At 53.6% G+C, this 20,439-nt stretch carries 16 protein-coding genes and 3 tRNA genes; 6 read left to right on the top strand and 13 right to left on the bottom strand.

Annotated elements, in window-relative coordinates:
• The 8 genes from hflK to nnr form a co-directional block, all read right to left on the bottom strand.
• Complete coding sequence (hflK, locus tag ACPXSQ_RS11780; RefSeq protein ID WP_013027402.1) at window positions 1-1,233, bottom strand: FtsH protease activity modulator HflK; 1,233 nt, start codon at window positions 1,231-1,233, stop codon at window positions 1-3.
• Window positions 1,234-1,399: 166 nt separating this feature from the next.
• On the bottom strand, window positions 1,400-2,680 hold the full coding sequence (gene hflX, locus ACPXSQ_RS11775) for a ribosome rescue GTPase HflX (RefSeq protein ID WP_013027403.1): 1,281 nt from the start codon (window positions 2,678-2,680) through the stop codon (window positions 1,400-1,402).
• A gap of 75 nt (window positions 2,681-2,755) precedes the next feature.
• Complete coding sequence (gene hfq, locus ACPXSQ_RS11770; RefSeq protein ID WP_013027404.1) at window positions 2,756-3,070, bottom strand: RNA chaperone Hfq; 315 nt, start codon at window positions 3,068-3,070, stop codon at window positions 2,756-2,758.
• Between the two features lie 104 nt (window positions 3,071-3,174).
• Window positions 3,175-4,125 (bottom strand): tRNA (adenosine(37)-N6)-dimethylallyltransferase MiaA, encoded by a 951-nt coding sequence (gene miaA / locus ACPXSQ_RS11765; RefSeq protein WP_013027405.1) that lies wholly within the window; start codon window positions 4,123-4,125, stop codon window positions 3,175-3,177.
• Window positions 4,118-5,956: a DNA mismatch repair endonuclease MutL gene (gene mutL / locus ACPXSQ_RS11760; RefSeq protein ID WP_014594725.1), complete on the bottom strand. Its 1,839-nt coding sequence runs from the start codon at window positions 5,954-5,956 to the stop codon at window positions 4,118-4,120. Before mutL ends, miaA begins: the two co-directional genes overlap by 8 nt.
• A 49-nt stretch (window positions 5,957-6,005) precedes the next feature.
• On the bottom strand, window positions 6,006-7,682 hold the full coding sequence (gene amiB / locus ACPXSQ_RS11755) for an N-acetylmuramoyl-L-alanine amidase AmiB (RefSeq protein ID WP_013027407.1): 1,677 nt from the start codon (window positions 7,680-7,682) through the stop codon (window positions 6,006-6,008).
• Window positions 7,679-8,155 (bottom strand): tRNA (adenosine(37)-N6)-threonylcarbamoyltransferase complex ATPase subunit type 1 TsaE, encoded by a 477-nt coding sequence (gene tsaE / locus ACPXSQ_RS11750; RefSeq protein ID WP_013027408.1) that lies wholly within the window; start codon window positions 8,153-8,155, stop codon window positions 7,679-7,681. The genes amiB and tsaE overlap by 4 nt, the downstream gene beginning before the upstream one ends.
• Window positions 8,152-9,672, bottom strand: a complete 1,521-nt coding sequence (nnr, locus tag ACPXSQ_RS11745; protein ID WP_029569208.1) for a bifunctional ADP-dependent NAD(P)H-hydrate dehydratase/NAD(P)H-hydrate epimerase — start codon at window positions 9,670-9,672, stop codon at window positions 8,152-8,154. The genes tsaE and nnr overlap by 4 nt, the downstream gene beginning before the upstream one ends.
• Between nnr and queG the strand changes: the two genes are divergently transcribed.
• Window positions 9,671-10,810 carry a tRNA epoxyqueuosine(34) reductase QueG gene (queG, locus tag ACPXSQ_RS11740; RefSeq protein WP_013027410.1) on the top strand — a complete coding sequence of 380 codons (1,140 nt, stop codon included), beginning with the start codon at window positions 9,671-9,673 and terminating at the stop codon, window positions 10,808-10,810. The two genes, nnr and queG, sit on opposite strands and share 2 nt — an antisense overlap.
• 339 nt (window positions 10,811-11,149) lie before the next feature.
• Here the strand turns inward: queG and ACPXSQ_RS11735 are convergent.
• From ACPXSQ_RS11735 to orn, 4 genes are all read right to left on the bottom strand, one after another.
• Window positions 11,150-11,225 (bottom strand) — tRNA-Gly (locus tag ACPXSQ_RS11735).
• A 26-nt stretch (window positions 11,226-11,251) separates the two neighbouring features.
• Window positions 11,252-11,327 (bottom strand) — tRNA-Gly (locus ACPXSQ_RS11730).
• Window positions 11,328-11,352: 25 nt separating this feature from the next.
• A tRNA-Gly gene (locus ACPXSQ_RS11725) sits at window positions 11,353-11,428 on the bottom strand.
• Window positions 11,429-11,581: 153 nt separating this feature from the next.
• On the bottom strand, window positions 11,582-12,130 hold the full coding sequence (orn, locus tag ACPXSQ_RS11720; protein WP_014604895.1) for an oligoribonuclease: 549 nt from the start codon (window positions 12,128-12,130) through the stop codon (window positions 11,582-11,584).
• 99 nt (window positions 12,131-12,229) lie between these two features.
• Between orn and rsgA the strand changes: the two genes are divergently transcribed.
• The 3 genes from rsgA to mscM all read left to right on the top strand — a co-directional run bounded on the left by rsgA (window position 12,230) and on the right by mscM (window position 17,609).
• A complete protein-coding gene (rsgA, locus tag ACPXSQ_RS11715) occupies window positions 12,230-13,279 on the top strand; it encodes a small ribosomal subunit biogenesis GTPase RsgA (RefSeq protein WP_013027412.1) in 1,050 nt (349 codons plus the stop codon).
• A gap of 92 nt (window positions 13,280-13,371) precedes the next feature.
• Window positions 13,372-14,268 (top strand): archaetidylserine decarboxylase, encoded by an 897-nt coding sequence (gene asd / locus ACPXSQ_RS11710; RefSeq protein WP_014604894.1) that lies wholly within the window; start codon window positions 13,372-13,374, stop codon window positions 14,266-14,268.
• Window positions 14,269-14,273: 5 nt separating this feature from the next.
• Window positions 14,274-17,609: a miniconductance mechanosensitive channel MscM gene (gene mscM, locus ACPXSQ_RS11705; protein ID WP_014594727.1), complete on the top strand. Its 3,336-nt coding sequence runs from the start codon at window positions 14,274-14,276 to the stop codon at window positions 17,607-17,609.
• Window positions 17,610-17,656: 47 nt separating this feature from the next.
• On the opposite strand, the gene mdh is transcribed toward mscM, so the two are convergent.
• Window positions 17,657-18,595: a malate dehydrogenase gene (gene mdh / locus ACPXSQ_RS11700; protein ID WP_014594728.1), complete on the bottom strand. Its 939-nt coding sequence runs from the start codon at window positions 18,593-18,595 to the stop codon at window positions 17,657-17,659.
• Between the two features lie 552 nt (window positions 18,596-19,147).
• Here mdh and argR point away from each other — a divergent pair.
• Both argR and yhcN read left to right on the top strand, forming a co-directional pair.
• Window positions 19,148-19,618 (top strand): transcriptional regulator ArgR, encoded by a 471-nt coding sequence (argR, locus tag ACPXSQ_RS11695; RefSeq protein WP_013027416.1) that lies wholly within the window; start codon window positions 19,148-19,150, stop codon window positions 19,616-19,618.
• A 494-nt stretch (window positions 19,619-20,112) separates the two neighbouring features.
• Window positions 20,113-20,376, top strand: coding sequence for a peroxide/acid stress response protein YhcN (gene yhcN, locus ACPXSQ_RS11690; protein WP_013027417.1), 264 nt, complete (start codon window positions 20,113-20,115; stop codon window positions 20,374-20,376).
• Window positions 20,377-20,439 lie beyond the last annotated feature (63 nt).

Genomic DNA, 20,439 nt, shown 5'->3' with positions numbered 1-20,439 from the left:
TTACTCTCTCCCTTCGCGCTGGGTATCGTTGCGCAGAGCATTGGCTCGACGCTGATCCATGATGCTGTCTGGACTGTATGACGACGTGTCATTGCGGCTGGCACTGCGATCGGAAAGCGAGGGCAATGTTGAGCTGCTTTTTTGTCCACTCTTCGCGGATGAAGACTCGCCGCCACGCATCAGTTGATCGAGAGGCAGGACCATCAGATTGTTACCGCGATCGTTCACCAGCACTTTACGTGTATGGCTCAGCACGCGTTCCATGGTCTCGATATACAGACGCTCTTTGGTGATTTCCGGCGCGGCTTTGTACTCAGGCAACAGCTTGGCAAAACGCGCGACTTCACCCTGTGCTTCCAGAACCGTACGCTCTTTATAGGCACGCGCTTCTTCCAGCACACGCTGTGCACGACCGTTAGCACGCGGCTGAACTTCGTTGGCATAGGCTTCGGCTTCACGTACGTACTGCTCACGGTTTTCACGTGCGGCAATTGCATCGTCAAACGCCGACTTCACTTCTTCTGGTGGACGTGCCGCCTGGAAGTTCACGTCGAGAACCGTAATGCCCATATTGTAAGGACGAATGGTCTCGTCGATTTCACGCTGGGTTTCGCTACGCACGACCGTACGACCTTCGGTCAGAATACGATCCATGGTAGAGCGACCAATGACGCCACGCAGGGCGCTGTCGGTTGCCTGACGCAGGCTGTCGTCGGCGCTGGTCACCGCGAATAAATAGCGCTCAGGATCGGTAACGCGATACTGCACGTTCATTTCAACGCGCACGACGTTTTCATCAGAGGTCAGCATCACACCTGATGCCGCCAGTTCGCGAACGGCTTCGACGTTGACCGCACGCACCTGATCGATAAAGGTCGGTTTCCAGTTCAGGCCCGGCTCCACCAGGTGGCTGAACTTACCAAAGCGAGTGACTACGCCCCGCTCGGCTTCTTTTATCGTGTAAAATCCGCTCGCGGCCCAGATGACGACGGCGGCTACGGCGACGATACCAAAGATTTTGCCACTACCACCGGAACTGCGCTGACCGTTATCACCTTTTTTGCCACCACCGAATCCGCCGAGCTTTTTGCTCAGTTTACGGAAGATATCATCCAGATCAGGAGGCCCAGATTCCTTACCTCCCTTATTTCCCCCAGAGTTGCCGCCTTGATTATTGCTGCTTCCCCACGGGTCGCGGTCCTGTCCGTTATTTCCGGGCTGATTCCACGCCATGTCATTACTCCATTTATAGTTTTAGCGGCTTACCCGTTGTATTCCGTATTGTCGCAACGCTGGCTACGCTCATTGCCCTGACCCTTTGCAAAGTCACTGTCAGAGAGCAAACCCCCAACGCCGCACGACAACATAAAATCCTCAGAGTAAGTTCGATTTGGCAATATCAAACAATATAACTGGTCAGCGACGGCTCCTGCTTGCACAAGCGGCGCCAGTCAATCACGGGCATACGCACATGCAACCCTACACAGCCGTCTTCTTCGTTCCACTCTTTTTCAATCGCCTGCAACTGATAGAAGCGGCTGCGTAAGCGACCCGCCTCCGGCGGCAGACGTAAATCATACTGCGCAATTTCACCGGACAACCGCTCGGAAAGCGCCTGCCACAATAAAGGAATGCCGACGCCGGACTGTGCAGAGAGCCACACGCGGACAGGCATATTTTCTTCATCACGGTCGATGCGCGGCTCAAAACCGTCCAGCATGTCGATCTTATTCATGATCAGTAACGTGGGGATTTCATCAGCGTCGATTTCCTCCAACACCTCATTAACCGCGCCGATATTTTCATTAACCCGGACATCGGCGGCATCGATCACGTGCATCAGCAGCGTGGCCTGACGCGTCTCTTGCAGGGTAGCTTTGAAGGCGGCAACCAGATCGTGCGGCAGGTGGCGAATGAAGCCAACGGTATCGGCCAACACCACTTCGCCCACATCAGCGACGTTTAGCCGACGCAGCGTGGGGTCCAGCGTCGCAAACAGTTGGTCCGCGGCATAGACATTGGCAGACGTAATGGCGTTAAAGAGAGTAGATTTACCGGCGTTGGTGTAGCCCACCAGTGAAACAGTCGGGACGTCCGCTTTGGCACGCGCCTGGCGGCCCTGCTCGCGCTGTTTTTCAACACGTTCAAGACGCGACAAAATCTGGCTAATGCGCCCGCGAAGTAAACGGCGGTCAGTTTCTAACTGGGTTTCACCCGGACCACGCAGGCCAATCCCGCCCTTCTGCCGTTCAAGGTGCGTCCAGCCACGTACCAGACGTGTTGCAAGGTGACGCAACTGCGCCAGTTCAACCTGCAATTTACCTTCGTGGGTACGTGCGCGTTGGGCAAAAATATCAAGAATCAAGCCAGTGCGGTCGATAACACGGCACTCGCACAGGCGCTCAAGATTACGTTCCTGAGCGGGCGTTAAAGCATGATCGAAAAGAACGACCGATGCTCCACTTGTTTTTACCGCATCGGCAATTTCAACGGCCTTTCCTTCACCGACAAAATACTTTGGGTGTGGCGCTTTACGACTGCCGGTTACAACCTGCAGTGCTTCAACGCCAGCAGAAGACACCAGGGTTTCGAATTCCTGTAAATCTTCCAGCTCTTTGTCTTGGGAGAACCAGATGTGTACCAGTACGGCCTGCTCACCGGCATCATAACGGTCAAACAAGCTATAACCTCGCTTATATAAAAAGACCAGGATGGAAAACCTGACGCTTTCCGATCCTGGTTAAACGGTGCCGCCTTACTCTGCGTTATCACCGTCTTGTTGTGGCTGCGACTGCGCAGAAGTGCTGCTGCCGCCATGATGGTAATTGTTGCTGCTGCCACCGCCGGTATTGTTGCTATGGTGAGAAACCGGGCGTGAAGGCACGACGGTAGAAATGGCGTGCTTATAAACCATCTGACTTACCGTGTTTTTCAACAAGATCACGAACTGATCAAAGGATTCGATCTGACCTTGCAGCTTAATACCGTTAACCAAATAAATCGAAACCGGAACACGTTCACGACGCAGTGCGTTCAGAAACGGGTCTTGTAATGATTGCCCCTTAGCCATTCTATCTTTTCCTTATATGCTTGTTGTTTGTTGCTTGTAGAACACAGTGGTTCTGAAAAAAACTGCGTAAAAATTTGCGCACGTAACTTGCCAATTGTACACAATCACCCATGCTTCGCACTAACAACCTTCAGTACTGTATCACGCGCTGAGTGAGGTTCATCACTGTCTAGCCAGTGAATATTTTCCCAACCACGTAACCAGGTCATCTGGCGTTTAGCGAGTTGCCGGGTTGCGCAAACTCCCCGATAAACCATTTCGTCGTAATCGATCTCGCCAGCCAAATACGACCACATTTGGCGATAGCCAACACAACGAATGGAAGGCATATCCGTATGCAAATCACCTCGTGCAAACAGGGCCCGAGACTCCGCTTCAAATCCTGACGCCAACATCTGATCAAAACGCAGTGCGATGCGTTGATGCAACAGTTCGCGGTTCGCGGGGGCGATAGCAAACTGATGCACATCGTAGGGTAACGCTTCACCAGAAATTTTTGTCAGTTCCGTTAAAGTTTTACCCGAAATAAAAAAAACTTCCAGTGCTCGCGAAAGTCTCTGCGGATCATTCGGATGAATACGACTGCCTGCGACCGGATCAATTTCGCAAAGTTGACGATGTAAAGCTTCCCAGCCTCTTTCATTCGCCATTTGCTCTATTTTTTGACGAACCTCCGGATCGGCCGAGGGCAGCGGCGACAATCCTTCAAGTAACGCCTTGAAGTAGAGCATAGTTCCACCAACAAGCAACGGAATTCGTCCATGCTGAACGATATCCGCCATTTCTGCTAACGCATCCCGCCGGAACTCTGCCGCCGAATAGGCTTCGGCAGGATCGCGAATGTCCAGCAAACGATGGGGCGCCTGCGCCCGCTCTTCTGCAGAGGGTTTTGCCGTACCGACATCCATCTGACGATAAATCAGAGCCGAATCTACGCTGATAAGCTCTACAGGTAAGTGCTTGCGCAATTCGATCGCTAATGCGGTTTTGCCTGACGCTGTAGGCCCCATCAAAAATATTGCCTTTGGCCGGCCAGCCTGGTTCAGTTCACTCATGCTTCAACGCGTTGACCGCGCTCTCAATCTCAATGGCTTGTACTAAGCCAGAAGGTGGCGATTTCAGTAACTGCGGACAAAGCCTTTCGAGCTCAGCCAGCAAGGTAATCGCCTGGGAGTGATTCCAGTGTTGAGGCTCTGCATCTTCACGTCGCGCCAGCCACTGGGCCAGTTGCGTAGCAGAGTTCTCTTGCTGCCGGGCGAGATAGCCTAACAGTTCAGGAATCAAGATTTGTAAATTTTGTGTTCGTAACGGTAAAGGCACCGCACGCAGGATAATGTGGTCACCCTCAGGGTGTAAATCAATGCCCATCAGGTTGAGCAGGCTGAGATTTTCCTGGGCCGCCTTGCGCTCCGCCGAGGCGATTTTTAACCGCACCGGGATCAAAAGCGGCTGTGATTTGAGCCCACCTTCGGTAGGTTCTAACTGTGCCTGCTTTAACCAGCGGGTTGCCACAGGCAGAGCCATTAGCAGTAACCGCTGGCCCTGCTCAAGCAGAGCATACTGGCCTTCAAGCACGGTTAACACGCGGCCAAAACTGTGGGCGTGAGCCGCCAGAGGTGGCACGGCACTGACCGGCTCTCGTGCCGCAGGCTCGGCACTTTTGGTTGCCGGCGAACTCGCCGGCGTTTTAAGAAGCTGCTGGTAAACCCGGCCTTCGCGTTGGCTGTATCCGGCGTCTTTATTTTGCCAGGCGGGTGCAACCGATGGCCTGGCCGCGTCACCTGTGACAGCCGGCTGGCTGAAATGATTGCCGCCTGCCGCCTGGCGGTTCTCCTGCTGCCAACGCGGAGTGGGTTCTTCAGCCTGTAACGTTGGCAGAACCGGGGAGGCGCTTTCCTGCAGCACGCTCATGACGCCCTGATAGATGAAGTCATGCACCAGACGTGACTGATGAAAACGCACTTCGTGTTTTGCCGGATGCACATTTACATCGACCTGATGCGGATCTATCTCTAAATACAAGACGTAAGCGGGGTGCTGATCATCCTGTAGCTGGCTCTGAAACGCCTGACGTATAGCATGATTGATCAGCTTGTCACGCATCATGCGGCCATTAACATAGCAATACTGAATATCACTCACCTGACGGGAGCCGGACGGATCGGCAACCCAGCCGCGCAATACAAGGTCATCATGTTGCCAGTCTATGCGTAGCGCATGCTGCATGAAGGTCGTCCCGCATATGGCACCCAGCCGACGCTCACGTTGCCCGTCATCATTGACGGCCCGGTACTGACGCATCAGTTTGCCGTTATGGCTTAATGAGATAGCCACGTCAAAGCGCGCCAGCGCGATGCGCCGGATCACTTCATCAATATGCCCGAATTCAGTTTTTTCAGTGCGCATGAATTTGCGCCGGGCTGGCGTGTTGTAAAACAGGTCAAGCACTTCCAGCGTCGATCCACAAGGATGGGCGGCGGGCTTAACAGTAACGTCCATATCGCGCCCTTCAGCATACGCCTGCCAGGCTTCGTTTTGCTCGGCCGTGCGCGATGTCAGGGTCAGACGAGACACTGAGCTGATACTGGCCAGGGCTTCACCGCGAAAGCCCAGGCTCATAATGGCCTCAAGATCGTCCAGCGAAGCAATTTTACTCGTGGCATGCCGAGCCAGCGCCATTGCCAGCTCATTTTTCGCTATACCGCAGCCGTTATCGCGGATGCGAATCAGTTTTGCGCCACCCTTTTCAATTTCCACATCAATGCGCGTCGCCCCGGCATCAAGGCTGTTTTCCACCAGCTCTTTGACGACCGATGCAGGACGCTCAACCACTTCTCCCGCCGCAATTTGGTTTGCGAGTTGCGGCGGCAAAATTTGTATTGGCATGCTGGATATCCTTGTGGCTGACAACCCGGCACGGCGGCCGGGCTAACAATCAGGATGCAGGGATTTTCAGGTTCTGACCCAACATCACGTTGGTGGATTTCAGGTTATTCGCCTGGAGAATCGATTTAGGGCTGACGCCATAATGCGCGGCGATACTGCTCAGCGAGTCTCCCCGCACCACTTTATGCCGCACCGGGCGATGCGCCCCTGAGGAAGCCGGTGCGGTACGGCTGGCCACCGCACTGGCCGGAACTTTCAGCCGCTGCCCCACCCAGACAACATCGCGCTTCAGGGTGTTCATCTGCCGCAGTGTTGCCATGCTCACGCCATATTTTGCCGCGATTCCTGAGAGCGTTTCGCCGCGCGTTACAGTATGCCGCTGAATGGCGCCCGTATACTGCGTCTCTCCGGTCGCCGGATTACTGACTACGCTGACCGCTGGCGACGTAGCCAGCGGCCGGTTTTCCTCCTTTGGGACCGATTGTAGCGGGTGCGCCAGGAAATAAGCGCGCAGTCCTTTATATATCGACTGAGCAATCTTATCCTGGTGTGCGCTACTGCCGAGCAGTCGCTCCTCCGAGGCATTACTAATAAAACCGGTTTCCACCAACAGGGAAGGAATATCCGGCGAACGTAACACGCCAAGACTGGCATGCTCAGGTAAACGCTTGTGTAAAGACGTGACGCCACGCAGCTGCTGAATCACCTTCGTCGCGATGTCATACCCGACGCGCTGCGAGTGACCAAACTGCAAATCCAGCACGGCCTGACTCAGATAGGGATCGGCCTGACTGTTCGCCAGCAGATCGCCTGCTCCGCCTAACAGTTCTGACTGTTTCTCTTTCTGCTCCAGCCAGTTTGCCATCTCACTGTTCGCGCGGCGGTTAGACAATACCCAAACAGAGGCTCCGGTTGCCGCATGGCTGGGTGCCGCATCGGCGTGAATTGACACCAGCACGTTAGCATTCGCTTTGCGCGCAACGTCTGAACGGCCCATTACAGAGATAAAATAGTCGCCGTCACGCGTCAGAACCCCTTTGAACATGGGATCGTCGTTTAACAACACTTTCAGTTTACGCGCAATGGCGATGGTGACGTTTTTCTCTTTAAGTCCGTGCTGGCCTATCGCCCCGGGATCCTGGCCTCCGTGTCCGGCATCAATGGCTACAATAACCGTGTCGTTTCGGCTGGCAACCCCACCGGGACGGACCGTGCTGTTGGTGTTGGTGACCGTGGTCACCGGGTTAGCATTGAACGGATTACTGGCTGCGGTTTCCCGTGCTCGTGTCGGCGCAGGCTCGGCTGCAACCACGGGCGCGCTGCGCGTAACGGCCGGATGTTTACCCTGTATGGTAAAGACCACGCTGTACTGACTGCCGTTGCGTTGCGTAACGGCGCGGGTTTTTCCAGACTGCGTCAGCTCAAAGACCAGACGTATGCTTTGTTTATCTTTTGGGGTACTGGTACGAATGCGTTTAACGATGTTATCGCCGCTAAACGTCAGGGGTAAGCCTTTGATGACGCCGCTTTGACGAATATCCAGCACCACACGGTCGGGATTGTGTAGCGGAAAGTAGGCATAAACCGGCTGGCCGGAAAAACTCAGCGTAACCGTGGCCTGATTTCCGCCATTCGATACCTGAATATCAGACAGGTTAGCGGCAAACAGGGGGCCGGTAATCAGTAGCAATCCTGCCACAACGAGCATTTTCATCCATGTCATCATGCCCGGGCCCTGCCTTGTTCGATCTGATCAACCCAGCGCTGCCCCTGAGCGGAGTGCGCAACCAGCTCGGCTTGCCGCGCTTCATCGACATAACGGAGCGTCAACGCCACGTCCGGCGGGGGCAAAATACCGGCGCCCTGCTGGGGCCACTCAACCAGACAAACCGCGTCGTTCGTGAAGTAGTCACGAATGCCCATAAACTCCAGCTCTTCCGGATCGGCAAGGCGGTAGAGATCGAAATGATAAACGGAACGCCCTTCAAGAACATAAGGCTCGACGAGGGTGTAGGTAGGGCTTTTCACATTGCCCGGATGACCGGATGCCTGCAAGAAACCGCGGCTGAAGGTGGTCTTTCCTGCGCCGAGGTCGCCATAAAGATAGATCACCGCCGCATTGCCACAGGCCTGCGCCAGTTGAGCACCCAGTTCGAGTGTTGCCGCCTCATTGGGCAAAGATATAACACAGCTCTTCATGCTTCTTGATTCATCTCTGGATTAACAAACTGCCACAGCAGATCAAATAAGTCTGATGCCAGCATGCCGCGCGTGCCCCGCTGCTCAGCCAACGTATCAGCGGCAGCACCGTGAGCAACACAACCTGCACAGGCAGCATCAAACAGCGCCAATTTTTGTCCCATTAACGAGGCAATAATACCGGTGAGCACATCACCCATACCGCCCGATGCCATCCCGGCATTACCCACATCGGCAAACGCCATTTGCCCGTTTTCACTGGCGATAATCGTGCCCGCACCTTTTAATACGGCAACGCCACCATAACGTTTCGCCAGCTCTCGTGCGGCTTGTAAGCGGTCACTCTCAATTTCGCTGGTCTTAACACCCAGTAAACGAGCAGCTTCACCCGGATGCGGCGTTATAATGCGATTCTGACGTTTCTCAGCGCTTATTGCCAGCAAGTTAAGCGCATCTGCATCCCAAAGCATGGGCTTTTCAGTACTTTTAACCTTTTCGAGCGCCTTTTTGCCCCATTCCCGCTGTCCCAGCCCCGGACCGATGGCGATGACGTCCGCCCATTCCAGCGCATCAGCCAGTCCCGCGTCCGTGAGCACATCCACCATAATTTCCGGGCGCGCGGTGAGGATAGGGATAATATTGTCTTTGTGAGTAAGCACTCGCACCAAACCACTTCCCGTTCGTAGCGCGGCTTCTGCCGACATCCGCACGGCACCGGCGGTGCCGCTGTCACCGCCTATCACCAACAAACGCCCCTGATCGCCTTTGTGGGACGTTGCTTTACGCGGTTTCAGCCAGTGGGATAAGAAACGGGCATCATAGCGAGCCATAGGCGGCGACTGCGCTGACAGAAAGCTCTGCAGCCCCAAGTCGGCAAAGTAAAGCGACCCAATACAGTCCCGCGCCTTGCCGGTAAGCTGTCCGGGCTTCAGCGCAATAACGCTCAACGTATGCGTGGCATTGATAACCTCTCCCGGTGTGTTGCCTGTCGCTGCAGACAGACCAGAGGGGAGGTCAATCGCCATGACCGGCGCGTCATGTGCGTTTACCTGAGTTATCAGGGTGGAAACAGGTTCGGCGGGCGCCCGGCTGATGCCTGTTCCCAATAACGCATCGACGATAATATCGACCTTTTCAGGCCAGGCCACGTCGGGCGCATGGATCACCCCACCCGCTTCAAGCCAGCTGTTTCTGGCGGCCTCTGCTTCGTCGGGCAGCGGCTTATCGCTATGACAGGCCAGAAGCGTCACCTGTTTGCCTGCAGCCTGCGCCAGACGGGCAACCACATAACCATCGCCTCCGTTATTGCCATGACCGCACAGCACCAGCCAGTGCTCTGCATCCGGCCAGTGGACAGTTATATGCTCATAGGCGGCCTGTCCTGCCCTTAACATCAGCTCGTAGAGCGAGATACCCAGTGCATCGGCACCCTCACGCTCAAGTTGTGCCAGTGCCTGCGCAGGCCAGACAGAGTGTGGTAAACTGCTGCCGTTTCTCTTCGAATTCTGGTTAGTCATGTCATACCCTCTCGATCTTGATCAACTCGCTCAACACATTAAACAGTGGGGACGCGATCTCGGCTTTCAGCAGGTCGGTATTACCGACACCGATCTCAGCGCTGAAGAACCGCGTCTGCAGGCATGGCTGGACAAACAGTACCATGGCGAGATGGAATGGATGGCCCGCCATGGAATGATGCGTGCGCGTCCCCATGAGCTGTTACCCGGTACGCTGCGGGTGATCAGCGTGCGCATGAATTATCTTCCTGCCAAAGCCGCTTTCGCCAGTACGCTGAAAAACCCACAGTTAGGTTATGTCAGCCGCTATGCGCTGGGCCGTGATTATCACAAAGTATTGCGCAATCGCCTGAAAAAGCTCGGAGAAATGATTCAGGCCCACTGTGGCGAAAGCCAGTTTCGTCCGTTTGTCGATTCTGCCCCACTGCTTGAACGCCCTCTGGCAGAGAAAGCCGGATTGGGCTGGACCGGCAAACACTCGTTGATCCTGAACCGGGAGGCGGGCTCATGGTTTTTCCTGGGGGAATTGCTGATCGACCTGCCTCTGCCGATAGATTCTCCACAGGAAGAGCAGTGTGGACGCTGCGTGGCCTGCATGACGATTTGCCCGACAGGCGCTATCGTGGCGCCCTACACGGTGGATGCCCGCCGCTGCATTTCCTACCTGACGATTGAGCTCGAAGGCGCCATCCCCGAAGCGCTGCGGCCCCTGATGGGGAACCGCATTTATGGCTGTGACGACTGCCAGCTCATCTGCCCCTGGAACCGCTATGGGCAACTGACTGACGAAGCAGATTTTTCACCCCGCGCAGCGCTGCATGCGCCAGCGTTAACCGCCCTGTTTCAGTGGGATGAAGCGAAATTCCTGCGTATTACCGAAGGCTCTCCCATCCGCCGAATTGGTTATCAGCGCTGGTCACGCAATATTGCGGTGGCGCTGGGGAATGCCCCGTGGAGCGCAGAGATCCTCCCCATACTCGAACAGCGGCTGGGGGAAAGTGATTTACTGGACGAACATATTCAGTGGGCCATTGCGCAGCAACAGGATAAGCGAAAGCACGTAGAGATTGACGTACAGCCAGCACAGCAAAAAAGGCTCGTCAGGGTAATAGAGAAGGGATTGCCGCGTGATGCCTGATTGCGCAACGATGCACAGGAAACAGATTTCCACATCCTGTGAATAAAAATAAAAACACCTTGTCATTCAATCGTAATAACACAAGTGACAGAATCAAATAACATAATGAAATATTATTATTTCTTTAACCATCAATAGGTTAAATAAAATTTGTGTTATTTTGCAAATGCGTCTAGCGTTTGGCTTAATCCCTATATCTGTGGATAACTCTGTTTAAAAGAGTTTTACAGAACGGCAAAAAAGCATGAACAGTCATCTGTCCTGCTGTGGATAACTCTGACTGTAGTACTAAAGATCATCATCCAGCCTGGCAGGCTGCGACAAAGAAAGTGACAAAACTGGAGCGGGAAACGAGACTCGAACTCGCGACCCCGACCTTGGCAAGGTCGTGCTCTACCAACTGAGCTATTCCCGCATAGAAGGGCACTGCTAAACATATTTTGGAGCGGGAAACGAGACTCGAACTCGCGACCCCGACCTTGGCAAGGTCGTGCTCTACCAACTGAGCTATTCCCGCATAGAGGGTACTGCTAAACATAATTTGGAGCGGGAAACGAGACTCGAACTCGCGACCCCGACCTTGGCAAGGTCGTGCTCTACCAACTGAGCTATTCCCGCGCCTTGTACCGTCATAAATTCTTCACCGGTACGGGGTGCGCATTATACGAGAAATCGCTGCTGCTGCAAGATGCTTACAGCAAAAATTTGCGCTTTTGATGCGTTTGCTGCTTATTGCATCAACCTGGCGATTTCCTGCGCACCCTTTGCGGTTTAAAGCTGCAAAAAGTGTTGGCGGTAGTACGCCAGTTCGGCAACGGACTCACGAATATCGTCTAACGCCTGATGCGAGCCGCTCTTTTTGAAGCCTGGAAGAATGTCTGGCTTCCAACGACGAGCCAGTTCCTTGAGCGTGCTGACATCTAAATAGCGGTAGTGGAAATAGGCTTCCAGCTCTGGCATGTACTTGAACAGGAAACGGCGATCCTGCCCAATGCTGTTGCCGCAGATGGGCGAGGTGTTTGCGGGCACCCACTGCTGTAGGAACTCGATAGTCGCTTTTTCCGCAGCGCGATCGTCAATCTTACTGGCCTTTACCCGTTCCACCAAACCGCTATTCGTATGTGTACGAACGTTCCATTCGTCCATTAAGGCGAGCTGTGCATCTGACTGATGAACCGCCATCACCGGCCCTTCAGCCAGGATATTGAGGTCGGCATCGGTCACGATAGTGGCGATCTCAATTATGCGATCGCGTTCCGGATCGAGTCCGGTCATTTCAAGGTCGATCCAAATTAGATTATTTTCGTTTCCAGTGGCCATGCTGTTACCTGTGGTTGCTGAGTCGTCATTCATCATGAATAAGGTGTATCATAGACGTTTTGCCCCTCAGGGCGAAATCCAGCTAAACGGTGAGGGTGAGTGAGTAAAAATAAACTGTCTAAAGGTCAACAACGTCGCGTAAGCGCTAACCACGATCGTCGTTTGAATCAGCGCAAAACGCGCCCGGAAGCGGACGATAATTTGTTTGGTCAGGACGCAGAGGGCGTGGTGGTCAGCCGATTTGGCATGCATGCCGATGTCGAGGACAGTGCTGGCCTTACCCACCGTTGCAATATACGTCGTACGATTCGTTCGCTGGTCACCGGCGATCGGGTGGTATGGCGTCCCGCGCTAAACGGCGGTAAAGGTATTGTTGAAGCGGTGCACGAACGCACCAGCGTGCTGACGCGCCCCGATTTCTACGATGGCGTCAAACCCATCGCCGCAAACATCGATCAAATTATTATCGTGTCCGCGATTCTGCCAGAGCTGTCACTGAATATTATCGACCGTTATCTGGTCGCCAGCGAAACACTGGATATTGAGCCCCTACTGGTGCTGAACAAAATCGATCTGCTGGATGACAACGCACGTGCGTTTGTTGACGAGCAGATGGAGATTTACCGCAAGATCGGTTATCGGGTATTGATGGTTTCCAGCCATGTGAAAGAGGGTTTGAATGCACTGCAGGCAGCCTTAACTGACCGGATAAGTATCTTTGCCGGGCAGTCCGGCGTAGGTAAGTCCAGCCTGCTGAACGCCCTGCTTGGCTTCGATCAACAGCAGGACACCGCCATTCTGACCAATGATGTTTCCGATGTTTCCGGACTGGGCCAACATACCACGACCGCATCCCGGCTTTATCATTTCCCCGAGGGCGGGGATGTGATTGATTCTCCGGGTGTCCGTGAGTTTGGTTTGTGGCATCTTGAGCCGGAACAAATCACGCGTGGATTTGTCGAATTCCGTGCGTTCTTAGGCGATTGTAAGTTTCGTGACTGTAAGCATGACACCGATCCGGGCTGTGCGATTCGTGAAGCCGTTGAAAACGGCAAAATCGATCAATCACGCTTCTATAACTACCACCGTATTCTTGAAAGCATGGCGCAAATGAAAACCCGGAAAAACTTCGCCGAGAGTGAAGATTAAGGCCCGTAACGGCGTATTCGCCATCTGACTGGGGCGCTGTTACAATCCGCTCCCTTTTTGTCAATGTTATGAAAGATAGCCAGGAGGCTAGGGTGTTTGATCGTTTTAAACTCGGCTTGAATCACATTCTTCCAAAAAAATGGCTGACTGAACTTGCGGGTTGGGGAGCCAGCCGTCGCGGCGGCTGGCTGACGAAGCTGGTCATTGATATTTTTGTCTGGTTTTACAAAGTCGATATGGCTGAAGCACGGAAACCGGATACCGCCAGCTACCGCACCTTTAACGATTTCTTTGTTCGTCCGTTAAAGGACGATGCACGCCCAATCGATCCCGATGCCAGCCTGATCGTTCTGCCTGCTGACGGCGCGATCAGCCAGCTTGGCCATATTGAAGGCGATCAGATTTTCCAGGCGAAAGGCCATTACTACACGATCGACGCCCTGCTCGCCGGTAATGAGCATATGGCGGCACAGTTTCGTGAGGGGGAATTTGCGACCACTTACCTGGCACCGCGTGATTATCACCGCGTCCACATGCCTTGTAACGGCATCCTGCGTGAGATGATCTATGTACCGGGCGATCTTTACTCCGTTAATCCGCTGACCGCACGTAACATCCCTAACCTCTTTGCCCGTAACGAGCGCGTAATTTGTTACTTTGAAACCGATATGGGTCCGATGGTGCAGATCCTGGTGGGCGCAACGATTGTCGGCAGCATTGAAACCGTTTGGGCAGGCACCGTCACACCGCCGCGCGAAGGCATTATTAAACGCTGGCATTACCCGGCCGCCGATCATGACGGTGCCGTGGTATTACTCAAAGGTCAGGAAATGGGCCGCTTTAAACTGGGTTCTACGGTAATCAACCTGTTCGCGCCTGGCCGAATCAAGCTGGCGGAAAGCCTTGAGGCGGAAAGTAAGGTTCGACTGGGCCAACCTTTAGCGCTCGCCCTTCCACTGACGACTACCGCGCCTGACGCTGTCGAGTAGAACCTATGTTCGTGCGTTCGATCTTTTGTCTGCTGCTGAGCCTCTGGCTCAGCTCTTCTACGCTAGCCGCCAGCCTGCCTGATGCCAGCCAGCTCAAACAGCAGCTGGAAGAGGTCAAAGCCACTAAAAATGCCCCCTCGCAAACTGAACAAATTCAGTCACTGGAAGCCGCACTGGCCTCGCTCTCTGAACGCGATGATGCCCTCGAACGCGCACAACAGTATCAACAGGTTATTGACGATTTTCCGCGCCTTGCCCGCGAGTTAAGGCAGCAAATCGCCACGCTTAACGACAACGCTAAAACCGTGCGCAGCACGATGACCAGCGCAGAGCTGGAACAAGAGATTCTGCAAATCAGCAGTCAGCTGATTGAAGAAGGACGCCAGGCCCAGCAGGAGCAGGACCGTGCCAGAGAGATCAGTGATTCCCTGTCGCAGTTGCCACAGCAGCAAACGGAAGCGCGCCGGGCACTGACCGAGAGCGAACGGCGCTTACAGAGTGCCGGCAGCGCTGCCACTCCAGTCGGTCAGGCCCAACTGGTGGCTCGCCAGGCAGAAAATGCCGCCAATAAAGCCAAAGTCGATGAGTATGAGCTGGCGCAGTTGTCGGCCAACAATCGCCAGGAGCTGGCTCGCATGCGCGCCGAGGTGCATCAGCGCAAAGTGACCCAGCTTGATAATTATCTGCAGGCTTTACGTAATCAACTGAATGAACAACGTCAGCGCGAGGCCGAAACGGCGCTGGCGCGTACGGAACAGCTGGCGGAAAACAGTGGTGATTTACCGCCCGAGATCAGTGAGCAGTTTCGGGTTAACCGCGATTTGTCCGGTGCGCTGAATCAGCAGGCACAGCGCATGGATCTGGTGGCATCGCAACAGCGCCTCGCCACCAATCAAATTATTCAGGTCCGTCAGGCGCTGGCAACGTTGCGGGAACAATCCCAGTGGCTGGGTGCCTCTAACCTGCTCGGCGATGCGCTTCGGGCACAGGTGGCGCGTTTACCCGATATGCCGAAATCTCAGCAAATCGATAATGAAATGGCACAGCTGCGCGTTCAGCGCCTGCATTATGAAGATCTTCTGGAACGACAGAATGCGCTTCGCAAAGCACATCAGGCGGACGGGCAGCCTTTTACCAGCGACCAAAAGCGCATTCTGGATGCACAGTTAAAAACGCAGCGAGAATTGCTGAACTCCCTGATATCCGGCTGCGATACGCTGATTCTGGAAATCACTAAACTCAAGGTCGCCAATACGCAGCTTCAGGATGCGTTAACCGAAGTCAAAGACGCCACGCACCGCTATCTGTTCTGGACAGCAGATGTCAGCCCCATTTCATTGAGCTATCCTCTGGACGTGGCTAAAGGCCTGTCGCACCTGCTTACGCTGGATACGCTTGGGCAGCTTGGCAAAGCTCTGGCAATGATGTTTACCAGCCGCAGCACCGTCCTGCCCATTTTGGGTGCCGTGTTGCTGGTCGGTTTTAGCCTGAGTACACGTCGTCACTTCAACGCTTTTTTGGAACGCTCAGCCAGTAAGGTTGGTAAGGTCACCCAGGATCGCTTCCGCCTGACCATCCGCACTGTTTTCTGGTCAATTCTGGTCGCGCTTCCGCTTCCTGTGCTTTGGGCAACCCTGGGATACGGGCTGCAAAACGCCTGGCCGTATCCGGTAGCCGTTGCTATCGGCGATGGCATTACGGCGACGCTGCCTCTGCTGTGGATATTCATGGTCAGCGCCCAGTTTGCCCGCGCCAACGGTTTGTTCATTGTGCATTTCCGCTGGCCGCAGGTACGCGTTGCGCGTGCCATGCGTTACTACTCGTTGAGTATTGGCCTGATCGTGCCGCTGATTATGCTGCTGATCACCTTTGATAACCTTGACGATCGTCTGTTCTCTGCCACCCTGGGCCGACTGTGTTTTATTTTGATCTGTGGCGCCCTGAGTCTTGTTACGGTAAGTCTAAAACGTGCAGGGATCCCTCTTTATCTTGATAAAGAGGGCAACGGCGAAAACATGATTAACCGCCTGCTGTGGAATATTATGATCGCCATTCCATTGCTGGCCGCGCTGGCCTCCATGATTGGTTACCTTGAAACAGCGCAGGCGCTGCTGGCACGTCTGGAAACCTCGGTGGCAATCTGGTTTTTCCTGCTGGTTATTTACCATATCATTCGCCGCTGGATGCTGATTCAACGACGCAGGCTGGGGTTCGATCGCGCACGCCAGCGCCGGGCCGATATGCTGGCCAATCGCGCGCGCAACGAAGAAGAAAAAGATCAGGCGCAAAATACTGACGTTATTGAAATAGAAGAGCCCGTGATTGATTTGGACGCCATCAGTGCTCAGTCACTGCGCCTGGTCAGGTCAATCCTGACGCTGATTGCGCTGGTGTCAGTCATTGTCCTGTGGTCGGAAATCCACTCTGCGTTTGGTTTCCTTGAGAATATTCGTTTATGGGATGTCAACACCTCCGTTCAGGGCGTGGAGAGTATTCAACCCATTACGCTGGGCGCCGTTCTGATCGCCATTCTGGTGTTCGTGATTACGACGCAGCTGGTGCGCAATATGCCGGCCCTGCTTGAGCTGGCCCTGCTGCAGCATCTTGATTTGTCGCCAGGCACCGGCTATGCCATTACCACGCTGACCAAGTATTTGCTGCTGCTAATTGGTGGCTTGCTCGGCTTCTCATTGATTGGAATTGAATGGTCCAAGCTGCAATGGCTGGTGACCGGCCTGGGCGTTGGGTTGGGATTTGGTCTGCAGGAGATTTTTGCGAACTTTATCTCCGGCCTGATCATTTTGTTTGAAAAACCCATTCGTATTGGCGATACCGTTACTATTCGCGATCTGACCGGCAGCATTACGCGCATCAATACCCGCGCCACGACAATTACAGACTGGGATCGCAAAGAGATCATCGTGCCTAATAAGGCCTTTATTACAGAACAGTTTGTTAACTGGTCGCTGTCGGACTCCGTCACGCGCGTCGTGCTGACCATACCCGCTCCCGCACAGGTAAGCAGCGAGGAGGTCACCACGTTGCTGAAGCTGGCTGCAGAACGTTGTAGCTACGTTCTGGATACACCGCCGCCGGAAGTGTTTCTGGTTGACCTGCAGCAGGGAATACAGTTGTTTGAGCTACGCGTACACGCCGCTGAAATGGGCCATCGCATGCCGCTTCGCCATGAACTGCATCAGCTTATTCTGCACGGCTTTGCAGAACATGGTATCGAAATGCCTTTCCCACCCTTCCAGATGCGGGTAGAAACCTTAAGCAGAAAAACGCCTGCCGGAAATGGTGCGTCGACGACGCGGACTTTTAAATCAGGCGGGTTATAAAAAAACGCCCGGTTTGACCGGGCGTTTTCCTGTTCGGGCTGCGGGGGTTATTGCTTCACAAAAGCTTCGCCCTGCGCGATATCTTTTTTCAGTGTTTCCAGCATGCCATCCAGCGCCTGCTGTTCAAACGGGCTAAGGGCACCAACAGGCTTACGCTCCGCCACGCCGTTTTTACCTAACAGCAGGGGCTGAGAGAAGAAGCGGGCATGCTCGCCATCGCCTTCCACGTAGGCACACTCCACAACGTTCGCTTCGCCGTTTAAGGCACGTACCAGCGATAAACCGAAACGGGCGGCGGCCTGCCCCATGGATAACGTTGCTGACCCCCCACCAGCCTTCGCTTCCACCACTTCTGTACCGGCGTTTTGAATACGTTTGGTGAGGTCAGCCACTTCCTGATCGCTAAAGCTGACGCCCGCAACCTGGGACAGTAATGGCAGAATAGTGACGCCTGAGTGTCCCCCCACCACGGGCACGTTCACCTCGCCAGGCTGTTTGCCTTTCAGCTCAGCGACAAAGGTATTGGCGCGAATAATGTCCAGCGTTGTCACGCCAAACAGTCGATTCTTGTCATAAACACCGTGTTTCTTCAGGACCTCGGCCGCAATCGCCACCGTCGTGTTAACCGGATTGGTGATCACCCCAATTAACGCTTTCGGCGCTGTCGTAGCAACCTGCTCAATCAAATTACGCACGATGCCGGCATTGACGTTAAACAAATCGGCCCGATCCATACCAGGCTTACGCGCTACCCCAGCAGAGATGAGCACGACATCCGCACCTTTTAAAGCCGGGGTGGCATCTTCCCCACTAAAACCCTTAACGTTAACTGCGGTAGGAATGTGGCTGAGATCGACCGCGACGCCAGGCGTGACGGGCGCGATGTCGTAGAGAGAAAGTTCTGAACCTGCGGGAAGCTGGGTTTTGAGTAGAAGTGCTAGCGCCTGGCCTATGCCACCAGCGGCACCGAGTACGGCAACTTTCATTCATAACTCCTTATTAAGGTGGGGCAGAGAAGAGCCGAAATTCCATCTGTGTCAGACCTTAATCAACTGCTCAGGTGATGACGGGTATCCGAGACTATTTTACGCGCTAATGCCCGCAGTCTCGGGATTTTAAAACTTACTTATCATCGCTATATCGTCCTCATCCTGCGTTGCAGACAACGAGCTAACCTGTTTGCCGTGTCAGGGCTACCTCAGGTAAGCGCCGACGACGGTGACGGGATTTCTCTCCAACTGTTGCGCGGGAGTTGGCCGGTATCACCTGAAATCGACAACCTTGACGTCGGCAGACAGAGAACGGCAGTGTAAATTTTTATTTTCTTACCTCATCAATAATATAACAGCTTTGCAACCTTTGCCTTTCCAGGCTGTGAGCTGGGTTTTGGTCTGAGTAAATTCTTTGCTATTATCGCCGCCCGCCATGGATACCGCCCCGTTCAATTAACAACCAATTGCATAAAAATTCATTTATATGCATAATAATGACTTTGCTGCGGTCTGTTCCGCGGTTTTTCTTACATTTACTGGTAAATTATGCGAAACCCATCGAAACAAGACGATCTGATCAAAGCCTTCAAGGCTTTATTAAAAGAAGAAAAATTCAGTTCTCAGGGCGAAATTGTTCAGGCGCTTCAGGAAGACGGCTTTGAGAACATCAACCAGTCCAAAGTTTCCCGGATGCTGACAAAGTTTGGCGCGGTGCGGACCCGCAATGCCAAAATGGAGATGGTGTACTGTTTGCCTGCCGAGCTGGGCGTGCCGACAACAACCAGTCCATTGAAGAATCTGGTTCTGGATATTGACTACAATGATGCGCTGGTCGTGATCCATACCAGCCCTGGCGCAGCGCAGCTGATCGCTCGCCTGCTGGATTCTCTGGGTAAATCTGAGGGGATTCTGGGGACGATTGCGGGTGATGACACCATTTTTATCACGCCGGCACGCGCCTTTACCGTCAAACAACTTCACGATGCTATCCTCGTCCTGTTTGAACAAGAGCTATAGTCGTTCCCGCTAACCGGCAGCACATCGCCGGTTTATTCTGCCCGTTATCCCCCTCTTCCTTCTGTCAGCTCTCTTTCAGCCGATACGTTACTTTTCAAGGCATTACTCTTTAGCCGCGTCGTTTTCAGCGCATAAAATATTGGTCATACCCTTTGCCACCTTTAACATTACGCGCTATTTTACACTGCTTTACATTCAAATACTGGCATCATCACCCAGACCAAAACAGATAAGCAGCCAGATCAACCATGATTTTTCGCACTAAAAGTTAAAGTAACGTATCTTACTGTTTTTATGCGTAATTACCCATCTGTAGTGGCATTTTAGCCATTTTTAATAACTTTTAGTTATTAAAAAATCCCAAATGGTTAAATTGCATCAACAAAACATTATTAGGCAGGTATTAATTTCTGCCGTTATTAGTCCTATACTTAGTTTCGTGATGTGAATCACACTAATAAAAAAGAAGAACAACCAGGACGAGGACATCTTTTATGAAAACTAAATCTACCATCGCTGCCTTGAGCATTTTATCTGCCCTGTCATTCGGCGCTTCTGCAGCAGATTATATTTCTGCTTCACAAGCACAAAATCTGCAGCCTGTTGGCACGGTAAGCGTGAGCGGTGTGGCCGGCGCGCCATCCGATATCAGACAGCAACTGAGCGATAAAGCCGATCAACAAGGCGCGAAAGCTTTCCGTGTTATTGAGGCCTATAACGACGGCAACTACCACGCGACGGCTGAGCTGTACAAATAAACTCGCAGGACCTGACAGGTAACCAGCTGTCCCAATGCGACCGCTGGTTAAACATCCTTACCG

Source organism: Pantoea sp. EEL5, from assembly GCF_049892805.1.
Taxonomy (GTDB): Bacteria; Pseudomonadota; Gammaproteobacteria; order Enterobacterales; family Enterobacteriaceae; genus Pantoea; species Pantoea ananatis.
Note: the sequence above shows the minus strand (reverse complement) of the source record. Positions and strands in the feature narration are given on the sequence as shown.

Bases quoted from the DNA above. Each gene is read 5' to 3' on its own strand.
- tsaE (WP_013027408.1), bottom strand. From the start codon at position 8,155: ATGAAGAGCTGTGTTATATCTTTGCCCAATGAGGCGGCAACACTCGAA.
- mutL (WP_014594725.1), bottom strand. From the start codon at position 5,956: ATGCCAATACAAATTTTGCCGCCGCAACTCGCAAACCAAATTGCGGCG.
- miaA (WP_013027405.1), bottom strand. From the start codon at position 4,125: ATGAGTGAACTGAACCAGGCTGGCCGGCCAAAGGCAATATTTTTGATG.
- mdh (WP_014594728.1), bottom strand. From the start codon at position 18,595: ATGAAAGTTGCCGTACTCGGTGCCGCTGGTGGCATAGGCCAGGCGCTA.
- yhcN (WP_013027417.1), top strand. From the start codon at position 20,113: ATGAAAACTAAATCTACCATCGCTGCCTTGAGCATTTTATCTGCCCTG.
- hfq (WP_013027404.1), bottom strand. From the start codon at position 3,070: ATGGCTAAGGGGCAATCATTACAAGACCCGTTTCTGAACGCACTGCGT.
- nnr (WP_029569208.1), bottom strand. From the start codon at position 9,672: ATGACTAACCAGAATTCGAAGAGAAACGGCAGCAGTTTACCACACTCT.
- amiB (WP_013027407.1), bottom strand. From the start codon at position 7,682: ATGATGACATGGATGAAAATGCTCGTTGTGGCAGGATTGCTACTGATT.
- orn (WP_014604895.1), bottom strand. From the start codon at position 12,130: ATGGCCACTGGAAACGAAAATAATCTAATTTGGATCGACCTTGAAATG.
- mscM (WP_014594727.1), top strand. From the start codon at position 14,274: ATGTTCGTGCGTTCGATCTTTTGTCTGCTGCTGAGCCTCTGGCTCAGC.
- hflK (WP_013027402.1), bottom strand. From the start codon at position 1,233: ATGGCGTGGAATCAGCCCGGAAATAACGGACAGGACCGCGACCCGTGG.
- argR (WP_013027416.1), top strand. From the start codon at position 19,148: ATGCGAAACCCATCGAAACAAGACGATCTGATCAAAGCCTTCAAGGCT.
- queG (WP_013027410.1), top strand. From the start codon at position 9,671: ATGTCATACCCTCTCGATCTTGATCAACTCGCTCAACACATTAAACAG.